We start from the raw sequence: 12,375 nt of genomic DNA on the forward strand, positions 1-12,375 counted from the left end.
CGTGTGTGCTCAAAACATAGCTCACCGCCGCAATGGGCAGGCGCCCGTTCCACCCGTTGGTCACCTGCGCATATACGAGACACCGAGCGTCCCGTCGCACCGGCCGGGGCGGCGCGGGTCTCGTCGCCACCGGTGCGGCCGGCGGACGGATCCTCAAGTACGAGGCCGTCCCCGGCTCGTGAACCTCCATCGGCCGGACGCGCCTCACGCGCGCGCCCGCGAACGACTCCGTCCGCCGCGTCCGCGCCGAGGGGCGGCCGTCTCCCGGTGCACGGACCCGGCTCCGGGCGGGCCCCTCGGCCACCGCGGCGGGCGCGACGGCGGCGCGATCGCGGCCAGGAACGGACCCGCCGTGCCCGACCGCCCTCGCGCACCGCCTAAAATCGTGCCGCCGGCGGGACGCGCCGGCGGCCAGGAGGGACAGCGCGCGGTGAACAGCGACAGTGACGTACCGATCTACGCCCAGCTCATACGGGAACGGGGTGACGTCCCTGGCGACGTGCGCCGGGAGGCCGAGCAGATCCAGCGGCACCTGGAGCAGGTGATCATGCCGTTCCGGCCGGGCCTGCCGACGCCGGGCTTCTTCCGCTGACCACCCGCCCCGCCGCGTCGGCGGAAACCGGTCAGGACCCCGCCTTCGGGCACAGCAGCCTCGGCCCGCCGTCGCCCTTCAGCTTCGCGCTGACGCATCCGGCGGGGACTCCGTGGGAGGCGGTGGCGCCGAAGTTGGCGGTCACCGTCAGCACACCGGCGCCGAAGACGGTGCGCTGTACGGCGCGGTCGGCGGTCAGCCAGCGGAAGGACGTCAGCCGCTCGGTGCCCGCCTTCTGGTGCAGTGGGGCGAAGTACCGTTGCAGCGCGGCCAGTTCGGGCCCGTCCTTCTTCAGGGCCGGGCCGTCGAGGACGTAGTTCAGCGGGATGTTGTAGAGCATCGCCAGCATCGCCCGGGTCGCCTTCTGACGCGGCAGCTTCCCGTAGGACAGCTCCCAGCGCTCGACGTTGACGAGCGAACCGTGCAGGGCGGTCTCGTACAGCGGGACGCGGTACTTGGGGTCGTACATCTCGCGGGCGAGGTCGGCGGGCAGGTCGACCGGCTTGAAGAACGTTTTGGGTGCCTTCTCCGGGGCGTACCCGCCCCACACCTCCTTGTCGCGCTGGAGCGCCCACAGGCCGTCGCCGACAGGGGTGGCAGACCCGTGGTCGAAGGCGAGGACCTGGTTGGCCCAGGCCCCGGCGGACTCGGAGCCGAGGACGAGCCCGCCGTCGCTGAGGCGCTTCATCCGGGCGAGGCGGTTGGCCCGGTCCCGCGCCTTGGTCATCGGGTGGCCGGGGCTGTGGTCCCGGAAGAGGTCCCCGGCCGCGTCGACGTCGAGGAAGTAGCTGTCGGCGCCGTTGGCCACCATGTGGCGGGTGCGGTCCGCGAGGAGGTGCCCGCCCGGCTCGGCCCGCTCGAACGCCTGCGAGCTCAGATAGCAGCCCCGGTTGCCGAACCCCGTCTCCGGCTTGCCCTTGGCGTCGGTCACGCAGTAGTCGGGGTAGACCCGGCCGGGCCACGCCGAGCTCGGTGAGTCGGCGGTGGCGGGGTCCTGCCCATTGGCGAAGGAGTCGTACGGGCCGACGAGGTAGCCGTTCTTCTCGGCGGTGCTCACGGCCCGGGCGCTCATCGGGTCGTTCCCCGCGTCGTAGCCCAGCCACATCCGGCTCACGCCCAGCTTGCGCAGCTCCTCGACGCCCTGCGGGGTGCGCGCGTCGCCCCACAGATAGGCGTGGAAGGCGCCGAGCAGCCTGCCGTCGGCGGGGTTGGTCCTGATCTTGTCGCGGAGACTGCCCAGTCGGCCGTGCTCGGAGAGCCAGTCGCGGTAGTCGACGGCCGGGGCCACCGGGTTCCCGTCGGTGAGGGCGAAGGTGACGGTGTACGAGCGGGTGTCGTCGCCGCGGTCGAAGGTGTGGGTGGCCGTGCCGCGCAGCCGGCCCCGTTCGGCGGCGAACCGCAGCGAGGTGCCGATGTCGGTGGGGACGAGGTAGCTGGCGCCGCGCCCGCCGTAGGTGTAGCCCCACATCGGCATGGTGAGGGCCCCGGAGCCCAGGTCGATCGGCTCCCCGGTGAGCCCGCGCTCGGGGGCGCTCCAGAACGTGTCGCCCACCGGGATGTTCAGGCCCTCGCCGCGCGGCAGCTGGAGGTCGGAGGCGGACGCGTCGGTGCCGGTGACCGGCCAGCGCACCTCCCCGTCGCGCCCGGCGGCCATGTCGACGCGCAGCCGCCCGCGCTCGGCGACGGCCGTGACCGTCAGGCCCTGCGCGGGGTACGTCCAGCGGGCTCCCCCGCGGACCTGTGTGACCGGGCCGGGCCGGCCGAGGCCGGTCGCGGCCGGGCCGGACAGCTCCAGGTCTCCCCCGGCCGCCGGGTGCGCCCGTACGGCCAGTGACGTGGTGTCGATGACGGCGGTGCCGCCCCGGACGGGGACGGTCACCTTGCCGTCGGCGGTACCGGCTGCGGAAACCTCGGCGCCGTTCGCCGTGGTGCATCCGGCGAGCGCGGCGAGGACGAGGGTGGATGCGAGGCCGTGGACCGCGGCACGGCGGGACGTGCGGCGGCGGGCCGGGAGGATTGATCTCATGGGTCGTGAATAGTCGTGCCCCATAAGAGGGTTCTAAGAGATCCGGCTGCCGCCCGGCGCGGGCCGAGCCGTACGAACCACCGGCCAGCTGCCCGCGGCGGGCTCGTGGGGCGCTAGGGAAGGGTGACTTCGGCGCGGAGCGGCAGGTGGTCGGAGGCCTGGCTGTCGAGGACCCGCGCCTGCCGGGCGGTGATGGTGGCGGAGGCGAGTACGTAGTCGATGCGCTTGCGCGGGTTGCGGACGTCGAAGGTGTACCCGGCGCCGTCTCCCGCCTTGGGCCATACATCGCCGAGGATCCTGGTCAGCGTACCGACCTCACCGGCCGCCGGAGGGGCGTTGAGGTCGCCCATCAGCACGGTGGGTCGGCTGGAGCCCTTGATGACGTTGCCCACGGCGTCGGCCTGGGCGAGCCGCTCGGTCTGCGAGGTGTGCTCCAGATGGGTGTTCAGGACGCGCACCGCCGTGCCGTTCACGTTGATGTCCGCCTCGAGCAGGCCGCGCTGCTCGCCCTGGCGCGGCCGGGGCAGCGGGGTGTTGTGCGACTCGACGACGGGGAACCGGGACAGGATCGCGGTCCCGTACTCCCGTCGCGGGGCCCCGGCCTGCGGCGGGTCGAGGCTGAGGTTGGCGCCGTAGACCACCTGCATCCCGAGGCGCTCCGCGAGCCAGCTCGCCTGGTCCACGAAGTCGCTGCGCGCGTCGTAGTGGCGGTCCACCTCCTGGAGGCCGACCACGTCGGCGCCGCTGTCCTTCACGGTGGCCGCGATCCGGTCGAGGTCGAGGGCGTCGTCGGAGTCCGCGCCGTGGTGGATGTTGTAGGTCAGCACGGTCAGGGTCTGAGGTGCCGCCGCCGCGGACGTCGGTGTGACGGCCAGCGGGATGAGCATCAGGACGAGAGCCAGCGCGGGCCTGGCGCACACACGGATCACGGAACACCTCTGTCTTCTTCGAGAATTCAGCGGACAGCGCCGGACGGGCCGAGCACGACCCGGGGCATGCCGACACACCCTGACGGTGTGGGTGCTGCTTCGGACCGGCAGGGCGACAGGGCATGGGCGTGGACGGGGGCGTGGACGGAGAACGGGACGGGGACGAGGGACGGGTTCGATACCTTGCCCTCTAACTCCCCACCAACCGAGCAAGGTTGACAAAAACCATCCGATTGGATGGAAATTCGCCCTCTTTCAAGATCCACCTTGACCGTGAACAGACAACACTATGATTCGTGCGCGCGTTTCCGGCCGCCCGCCCTGGACCCGGAGACCCGGGCCTGACCGCTGCGGTGAAGCTCACGACGCCCGGGCGTCCGCTCCCCCGAGGGAAGGGACGCCCGGGCTCTGCCGTCGGCAGGCCGGGCTCAGCGGCCTCAGAACGTCAGGTTCCAGCTGTCGATCCGGCCGGTGTCACCGCCCGCGTTGTCGTTGACGCGCAGCTTCCAGGTGCCGTTGGCCACCCGCGCTGAGGCGTCGACGGTGTACGTCTGGTGGATGTCGTCCGCGCTGCCGCCGGTGTGGTTGTGCAGGGTGTACACGGTGCCGTCGGGGGCGACGAGGTCGACCTTCAGGTCACCGATGTAGGTGTGCACGATGTTCACGCCCACCTTGAGCGCGGCCGGGGCGTTGCCGCTCACCCCGGTGACGGTGAGGGGGCTCTCCACGGTGGTGTTGTCGCCGACGGCGACATCGGCCGTGTTCTCGAAGTACTTCCCCGGCGGGACGGTGGCGCCGACCGCCTTGAGCGCGTCGACCTGGCCCTCGCCGAAGAACGCGTTCTTCGCGGTGGTGCCGGTGCACCGGCTGTCCGACGGGCAGGGGACGTCGTTGGCCTGGACGGCCAGCTTGTCGCGGAGCTGGGCCGGGGTGATGCCCGGGTTGGCGCCGGCCAGGAGCGCGGCCACCCCCACGACGTGCGGCGAGGCCATCGAAGTGCCGCTCTTCGTGCCGTACTTGCCGCCCGGCAGGGTGGAGTAGACGCCGCTGGAGCCGTCACCGCCCGGGGCCGCGACGTCGATCACGCCGTTGCCGAAGTTGGAGTAGGACGCCTTCACGTTGCCGCTGCCCATCGCCGAGACGGTGACGACGCCCGGCAGCTCGGTCGGGATGTCGAGGCAGGCGTTGGTGATACGGCGGGTGGTGGGCGTCGAGTCGTTGGGGCTCTCGGTGTCGGTCGTCTTGTTCGCCAGGTCGTACGTGGAGTTGCCCGCGGCGGCGACCTGGAGGGAGCCCTTGTTCTCGGCGTACTCCTGGGCGCGGCGCACCCCTTCGATGATGGCGGCCTGGTCGGCGTTGTCCGGGCAGTTGAACTGCCACGGGTCGGTGTAGTAGCTGTTGTTGGTGACCTTGAAGCCGTGGTCGCCCGCCCACACCAGACCGCAGACGGTGTTCTCGGCGTAGAAGAGCGTGGAGCCCGGCTCCGCGAGACGGACCGAGGCGATCTTCACCCCCGGGGCGACACCTACGACGCCCTTGCCGTTCCTGGCGGCGGCGACCGTACCGGCGACGTGCGTGCCGTGGCTGTCGACGTCACGCCAGGCGCCGGTCCGGGTGTCCGGCTTGCCGTAGGCGCAGGAGACCGAGTCGGCGGCGTCGAAGTTGGCGGCGAGGTCCTGGTGCTGGTCGTCCACACCGGTGTCGAGGATGCCCACCTTCACCGAGGACGATCCGGTGGAGACGGCCCAGGCCTGGTCGGCCTTGATCTGGCTCATGTCCCAGCGCACCGGCTCACCGGCCGGGGTGCTGGACTGCGCCGGGTTGGCGGGCAGCGCCGGGTCATAGGCGTCGGCCGGGACGTCCGCGGTGCGGGTGGCGCCGACCTGCTGGACCCCGCCGACGCCCCGCATCGCGGTGGCGAAGGTGCCGGAGGCGGAGTGGGCAACGATGACGCCGATCGCGTCGAAGGACGAGAAGACGGTGCCGCCGTTGGCGGTGACGGCCGAGCGCACCGCCGAGGTGTCACCGGGGGCGGTGATGACCAGATAGGCGCGGGTGCCCGCGGCCCAGGCCGCCGCGCTCCGGGCCGTGACCGGCGCGGTCGCGCGGGCCGGTGCGGCACCGGCGGAGGGTGGGACGGGTTGGGTGCTCGCGAGGGCGGGGGCCGCGAAGGCCAGCGCGGCGCCGAGGGCGGCGGCCCCGGCCAGAAGGCGTCGGGGGCGTCCGGATATGGGGGGTGTCAATGCGTCCTCCGATGACCCGACAGGCACGGATGGCACCTACCGGGTCCTACGAAACGAATGGTGGACGCAAGATGTCAGATCATCAGCCGGGGAGGGAAGTGTCTTTCCCGGTACGGGTGTTCATCTGCGGCACCCGCACCGTGCCCGCGACGGGATCGTCGTCCCCACCGCCCCGCGTCCGCGCGGACGCGGGGCGGTCAGAGCGCGTGCCCGGTCGTCGCGTCGACGTGGGCGGGCACCTCCTCGTGGCGGTCTCCCACCGACAGCGTGCCGCCGGGCTCGAACATGAGGATCGAGGCACCGGACGGCGCGGAGGGTTTGTGCTCGGTGCCGCGCGGCACGGTGAAGACCGAGCCGGCCGGCAGGGTCACGGTCCGCTCACCGCCGTCCTCGCGCAGTGCGATGTGCAACTCCCCGTCGACCACCAGGAAGAACTCGTCGGTGTGGTCGTGGACGTGCCAGAGGTGCTCACCCTCGACCTTGGCGACGCGTACGTCGTAGTCGTTGACGCGGGTGACGATGCGGGGGCTCCACAGGGCGTTGAAGGAGGCGAGGGCCCGGTCGAGGGCGATCGGCAGGTCGGCGGGGGTGTCGTCGGTGACGGGGTGGTTGCTCATGGCCCCATCCTCAGCCGTGGCGCCGCCCCGCCGTGAGTGCTAGAAATCGCATATGCCGCAAGATTCCTCGCACGGGACGCACGGGTCGCGCACCCACCGGGTCGTCGTGATCGTCGACGAGAACTCCAACCCCTTCGAGCTGGGCTGCGTCACCGAGGTGTTCGGACTGCGCAGGCCCGAACTCGGCCGGGAACTCTACGACTTCACCCTGTGCGCCCCGGAGCCGGACACCCTGATGCGGGACGGGTTCTTCACGCTCACCGGAGTCGCGGGGCTGGACGCGGCCGACAGCGCGGACACCCTGATCGTGCCCAACCGGCCCGACACCGACGTGCCCCGGCGTCCCGCCGTCCTCGACGCCGTCCGGCGGGCGCACGCGCGCGGAGCGCGGCTGGTCGGGATGTGCAGCGGCGCCTTCACCCTGGCCGAGGCCGGCGTCCTCGACGGGCGCCGGGCCACCGCGCACTGGCAGTGGGCCGACACGTTCCGGGCCCGCTTCCCCTCGGTCGACCTGCGGCCGGACGTACTGTTCGTGGACGACGGTGACATCCTCACCTCGGCGGGGAGCGCCGCCGCCCTGGACCTGGGGCTGCACCTGGTCCGCCGGGACCACGGGGCCGAGGTGGCCAACTCGGTGAGCCGGCGGCTGGTGTTCGCCGCCCACCGGGACGGCGGGCAGCGGCAGTTCGTGGAGCGGCCGGTGCCGGACACCCCGGACGAGTCGCTGGCGCCGGTGCTCGCCTGGGCGCAGGAGCGGCTCGGCGCACCCCTCACGGTGGCCGATCTCGCGGGCCGCGCGGCCGTCAGCCCCGCCACCCTGCACCGCCGCTTCCGTGTCCAGCTCGGCACCACCCCGCTGGCCTGGCTGACCGGCGAGCGGATCGCCCTCGCCTGCCGTCTCATCGAACGGGGCGAGCAGCGGCTCGACGTGGTGGCCCGGCGCAGCGGCCTGGGCACCGCCGCCAACCTCCGGTCCCGGCTGCGCCGCGAGACGGGCCTGAGCCCCTCGGCGTACCGGCGGCGCTTCGGACCGGAACCGGCGCCCGTACCGGGCTGAGCGCGGGCCGGGGACCGGACGGCGTCCGGCCGCGTACGGAGGAGTCACCCGCGCGCGTGCACCGGTCTCTCCGGGACCCGGGTCAGCTCGCGCAGTACGTGTCCTTCTCCGGACGCTCCCCCGTGGTGAGGTACGTGGTGACCGCGCGGTCGCCGCACGCGTTGCCGTTGTCCAGGTACATCCCGTGGCCGCCGTGGTCGACCGTGACCAGCCGGGCGCGGTCGCCCCAGGCCTGACGCATCTTCAGGGCGCCGAAGTAGGGGGTCGAGGGGTCCCGCAGGCCCTGGATCATCAGCACGTTGGACGGGCCGTCACCGGTGATCCGGACCGGCTTCTCGGCGGGCGCGTCCTTGAAGAAGGCGCAGGGCACGATGTTGACCGGGCTACCCGCCGTGAGGGGGTGGCGGACCCGGTCGGCCGCGACGGCCCGCTCGTAGGAGCCGGGCACCGGCTTGGGCCAGCTCACGTCGTTGCAGATCACCGCGACGGTGGCCGCCGCGTCCTGGTCGCTCAGGGGCCGGGCGAGCGCCGCGGGCAGGACCGGGATCGCCGTGGGGTCCTGGGCCTGCTGGATGAGCCGCGCCAGCATGGGGAAGGACGCGTCCGAGTAGAGGGCCATCTGGAGCGCCTGGCGCAGTTGGTTGCCGGTGAGTGCGACACCGTTCGTGGTCGTCCTCCTCGGTCGCGCGTCGAGCTTCGCCGCGAGATCGAGGACCAACGGCCGCACCCCGGAGGCGTGTTGGGCCAGCCGCAGCCCTTCGGCCTCCCGGGCCGGGGCCGCTGCCCAGGCCGCGAAGTCCGGGAAGCGGATGTCGGCCGCCGGTGCCATGTTGGCCAGCCAGCCGCGCTCGACGCGGCGCGGGTCGGGGTCGCCGCTGCTGTCGAGCACCCAGCGGTCGGTGTGCTGCGGGTACGTCTGCGCGTACACCGCACCCACATAGGTCCCGTACGAGACGCCGTACGCCGACAGCTTGCGCGCGCCGAGAGCCTGGCGGAAGCGGTCGATGTCGCGCACCTCGTTGCGGGAGGTGAAGCTCCGCAGCACCGCGCCCCCGTTGCGCTCGCAGGCCTCGGCGACGCGGCGGGACCTGGCGACGTTCTCGCGGATGTCGCCGCCCGGCCCCGGCCAGGACCGCAGGTTCACCAGCATGCGGTCGGCGGCGGAGAGCCCGCAGCTCGCCGTGGTGCTGGCGCCCACACCGCGCGGGTCGAGGCTGACGAGGTCGTAGGCGCCGCCGGTCTCGGTGCGCAGCGCGGCTCCCTGCTCCGCCAGTTGCCGCAGCCCGGAGCCGCCCGGTCCGCCGGGGATCACCAGCAGTGCTCCGCGCCGCTTGTCCGGGTTCTGGCCGCGCAGCCGGGACACGGCGACGGTGACGCTCGGGCCCCGCGGGTGGGCGTAGTCGAGCGGCACGGGCAGCGAGGCGCACTCCTGCCCGCTCACCGCGCCGTCGAAGGCGCAGGGTTTCCAGTCGAGCGCGGGCGCCCCGGTACCGGCGGAGCGGGCCTGGGCCGCCGGGACGGCGGTGGCGGTGAGGGCCGTGGTGGCGGCGGCGAGGGAGAGGGCGATCGCGAGGCCTCTGTGGCGGTAAGTCGTCATGGGACAAGGGTGGTTGAGCGGTTCCCGCGATCCCATCCGGCAGGCAGGCCGCCCGCGGTGGGGTTATCCCCCGGGCCCCCTCCAGCCCCCCTGCGGGCAGCCGGAGGGGTGGGCGGGGTCAGCGCACGATCTGGTCGCCGTCCGGCACGTCCTCGACCGTCACGACGGCGCGCGGCTGCCCCCGGCCAGTCCGCCGGTGCGCAGCCGTACCGTCACGGTCAGACAGCTGGTGACGGAGGGGTAGGTGAGCACACCGCCCCGGGCCACCTCCCGGACCTGACCCCGTCACGGTGGCGGTGGCGGGCGCCGGGCGGACATGGGCGAGGGAGACGACCGGGGCTGTCCGCGGCTGTGCCCGGACCGGAGCGGTGGTCACGGCCGCGAGGAGGGGCAGGGCCAGGGCGAGCACCACGGCACGTGCTCCGGTACGGGTCCGGGAGGTGTGCCGGGGCGGCTGGTGGGAAGGCAAGAGGACTCCTGTTCAGGGATGAGGGCGACGGGCGTCCGTACGGTCGCACCGACCGCCCGCTTCCTATCATCCGAGGTCAGGGCGGCTCCCGACAGAGCGGCCACGTGCGGCGCGGGCCGAGGCGCGGGCCCGGGCCGACATGGCCCGTACGGCCCGGCCCCCACGCCCCCGCTCCAGGGCCCCGCCCGCTCGGCCGCGGCGAAGGCGAAGATCCATGGGTATCGACAGAAGACACACGGGTCGTACACAGTGGCCTCCCGTTGTCGTGACCGAGCCAGCAGCGCCGAGGAGCCACCGTGACCAAGTGGGCAGGCCGGACCGCCGTCGAGATAGCCGAGGCCGTCCGGCAGGGGGTGGTCACCCCGCGCGAGGTGGCCGCCGACCACCTGGCGGCGATCGCCGCGCGGAACGGGCGCGTCGGCGCGTTCCGGGTGGTGCGCGCCGCCGCCGCGCTCGCGGAGGCGGACGCGGTCGGTGCCCGTACCGATCTGGCCCGGCTGCCGCTGGCCGGTGTCCCCGTGGCCGTCAAGGACAACCTTCCGGTACGCGGTGAGTCGACCCGCAACGGCTCCGCGGCCACCCCGGCGGCACCCGCGGCCGAGGACCACGTCACCGTCGCGCGGCTGCGGGCGGCGGGCGCGGTGGTGGTGGGGCTGACGCACGTACCGGAGCTGTGTGTCTTCGGGACCACCGACGGCGTCCACGGCATCGCCCGCAACCCCTGGGACCCCTCGCGTACGGCAGGTGGTTCGTCCGGGGGCGGCGCGGCGGCGGTCGCGGCGGGGCTGGTGCCGCTCGCGCTCGGCAACGACGGTATGGGGTCCCTGCGGATACCGGCCGCGCACTGCGGTCTGGTCGGCCTCAAGCCCGGCACCGGGCGCGTCCCCGCCGAACTCGGCGGTGGCTGGTTCGGGATGTCGGAGAACGGTCCGCTGGCGACGACGGCGGCCGACGCGCGGCTGATGTTCTCGGTGCTGGCGGGTGAGACACCGCCCACCGGCGACGAGCCGGCGAGCCCGCCGCGTCCGCTCAGGATCGCCGTCTCCACCCGCAGCCCGATCGCCGGGGTGCGGGTGACCGGCGCCTACACCGCGCTCACCCGCCGGGCGGCCCGGGCGCTCGCGGGGGCCGGGCACCGGGTGTCCGTCGCCCACCCGCCCTACCCGCTGACCTTCGGCACGGTCGTCCTGGCCCGCTGGACGGGCGGCACCGCGCAGGACGCCGAGGGGCTCGACCCACGTCTGCTGACCCCGCGCACCCGGCGCCACGCGGCGATCGGGCGGGCCGCCGAACGGCTCGGGATGCTGCGCGCGGACCACCGGGGGGCCCTGAACCGGCGGCTCGCGCCCTTTTTCGGGGAGTACGACGTTCTGCTCACCCCCGCGCTGGCCCGCCGCGGCCCGGCGGCCGAGGCGTGGCACGAGCGCGGCTGGCTGGCCAACGTCCTGGTGAACACCGCCTGTTCGCCGATGACCCCACCGTGGAACCTCTCGGGTCACCCTGCCCTCGCGATGCCGTTCGGCTCGCTGCCCACCGGCCTGCCCGGTTCGGTCCAGCTCGTCGGCCGGCCGGGCTCGGAACACCAGCTCCTCGACCTGGTGGCTCAGTTGGAGGGCTCCGACCCCTGGACGCGCACCGCGCCGGTCACCGGTCGGGGCGGGGCTTGACTGAGAGCGCACTCCAATTCGTAGCGTCGGCGGCATGACAGCACATCCCGCATCCCGCACGACCCGTACGACCCGTACGACCGACGCGACCGACGCGACCGCCACGACGACACCGCAGCGCGGGATCGGATCCGGCTTCGGACAGCGCAGTACGGCGCGGGAGGTGCTGCGCGGCATCGACCTCACGGGCAGACTCGCCCTCGTCACCGGCGGCTACTCCGGGCTCGGCCTGGAGACCACGCGGGCGCTCGTGGGGGCCGGGGCCCGGGTGGTGGTACCCGCCCGGCGGCCCGCCGCCGCGCGGGAGGCACTGGCCGGACTTCTCTGCGCCGACGGCGGGCCCGGCGCCGAGGTCGACACCCTGGACCTGTCCGACCTCGACAGCGTCCGCGCCTTCGCCGACCGTTTCCTGGCGTCCGGCCGGGCCATCGACATCATGATCGGCAACGCGGGTGTCATGGCCTGCCCCGAGACCCGGGTCGGGCCCGGCTGGGAGGCACAGTTCGCGACCAACCACCTGGGCCACTTCGCCCTGGTCAACCGCCTCTGGCCGGCGCTGACGGCGGGCCGGGCGCGGGTGGTGGCGGTCTCCTCGCGCGGCCACCAGCTCGCCGGAATCCGCTGGGACGACGTCCACTTCACGCGCGGCTACGACAAGTGGCTGGCCTACGGGCAGGCCAAGACGGCCAATGTGCTCTTCGCGGTCCACCTGGACGCGCTGGGACGGGACGCGGGGGTACGGGCGTTCGCGCTGCACCCCGGCGAGATCCTCACGCCCCTGACGCGGCACGTCTCGCGCGAGGAGATGCTCGACGCGGGGTGGGTCGACGAGGAGGGGAACGTGGCCGACTCGTTCAAGACACCGCGGCAGGGCGCGGCGACCCAGGTGTGGGCGGCGACCTCGCCGCGGCTGGCGGGTCTGGGCGGCGTCTACTGCGAGGACTGCGACGTGGCGGAGCCCGCGGTCCCGGGCGGTGGCCCGACGGACGGAGAGGTGGGACGCGACGCACTCACCACCGGCGTCAGTGCCCACGCGACCGATCCGGTCCAGGCCGCACGGCTGTGGCGGCTCTCCGCCGAACTGACCGGGGTGGACGCGTTCGCGCCGAGCGCCTGACGAGGGAGGGAGCGGTTCGGGCGTCGCGCTCCGGCGGCCCCGAACCGCATCCATCCCCGTC

9 protein-coding genes are annotated in these 12,375 nt (G+C 73.6%); 4 read left to right on the top strand and 5 right to left on the bottom strand.

What is annotated here, in order from left to right; genetic code table 11:
• Positions 1-430: 430 nt before the first annotated feature.
• Positions 431-592: a hypothetical protein gene (locus tag ACZ5ID_RS11400; protein WP_358835241.1), complete on the top strand. Its 162-nt coding sequence runs from the start codon at positions 431-433 to the stop codon at positions 590-592.
• Positions 593-623: 31 nt separating this feature from the next.
• Here the strand turns inward: ACZ5ID_RS11400 and ACZ5ID_RS11405 are convergent, their stop codons facing one another.
• The 4 genes from ACZ5ID_RS11405 to ACZ5ID_RS11420 all read right to left on the bottom strand — a co-directional run bounded on the left by ACZ5ID_RS11405 (position 624) and on the right by ACZ5ID_RS11420 (position 6,407).
• Positions 624-2,618, bottom strand: a complete 1,995-nt coding sequence (locus ACZ5ID_RS11405; protein ID WP_468896074.1) for a glycoside hydrolase — start codon at positions 2,616-2,618, stop codon at positions 624-626.
• A gap of 113 nt (positions 2,619-2,731) precedes the next feature.
• Positions 2,732-3,547 (bottom strand): endonuclease/exonuclease/phosphatase family protein, encoded by an 816-nt coding sequence (locus ACZ5ID_RS11410; RefSeq protein WP_406555359.1) that lies wholly within the window; start codon positions 3,545-3,547, stop codon positions 2,732-2,734.
• Positions 3,548-3,984: 437 nt separating this feature from the next.
• Positions 3,985-5,790, bottom strand: coding sequence for a S8 family peptidase (locus ACZ5ID_RS11415; protein WP_468896079.1), 1,806 nt, complete (start codon positions 5,788-5,790; stop codon positions 3,985-3,987).
• Between the two features lie 197 nt (positions 5,791-5,987).
• Positions 5,988-6,407 (bottom strand): cupin domain-containing protein, encoded by a 420-nt coding sequence (locus ACZ5ID_RS11420; RefSeq protein WP_468896082.1) that lies wholly within the window; start codon positions 6,405-6,407, stop codon positions 5,988-5,990.
• Positions 6,408-6,459: 52 nt separating this feature from the next.
• Between ACZ5ID_RS11420 and ACZ5ID_RS11425 the strand changes: the two genes are divergently transcribed.
• Entirely contained in the window at positions 6,460-7,464 is a 1,005-nt protein-coding gene (locus ACZ5ID_RS11425; protein ID WP_468896085.1) for a helix-turn-helix domain-containing protein, read from the top strand.
• 82 nt (positions 7,465-7,546) lie between these two features.
• Here the strand turns inward: ACZ5ID_RS11425 and ACZ5ID_RS11430 are convergent, their stop codons facing one another.
• Positions 7,547-9,061, bottom strand: a complete 1,515-nt coding sequence (locus ACZ5ID_RS11430) for an alpha/beta hydrolase (RefSeq protein ID WP_468896088.1) — start codon at positions 9,059-9,061, stop codon at positions 7,547-7,549.
• Positions 9,062-9,826: 765 nt separating this feature from the next.
• Between ACZ5ID_RS11430 and ACZ5ID_RS11435 the strand changes: the two genes are divergently transcribed.
• Together ACZ5ID_RS11435 and ACZ5ID_RS11440 are read left to right on the top strand one after the other, a co-directional pair.
• Positions 9,827-11,197 carry an amidase gene (locus ACZ5ID_RS11435; RefSeq protein WP_468896091.1) on the top strand — a complete coding sequence of 457 codons (1,371 nt, stop codon included), beginning with the start codon at positions 9,827-9,829 and terminating at the stop codon, positions 11,195-11,197.
• A 34-nt stretch (positions 11,198-11,231) separates the two neighbouring features.
• Positions 11,232-12,314, top strand: a complete 1,083-nt coding sequence (locus ACZ5ID_RS11440) for an SDR family NAD(P)-dependent oxidoreductase (RefSeq protein ID WP_468896094.1) — start codon at positions 11,232-11,234, stop codon at positions 12,312-12,314.
• Positions 12,315-12,375: the final 61 nt, after the last annotated feature.

The sequence above is a fragment of the Streptomyces sp. NPDC031670 genome (assembly GCF_055580545.1).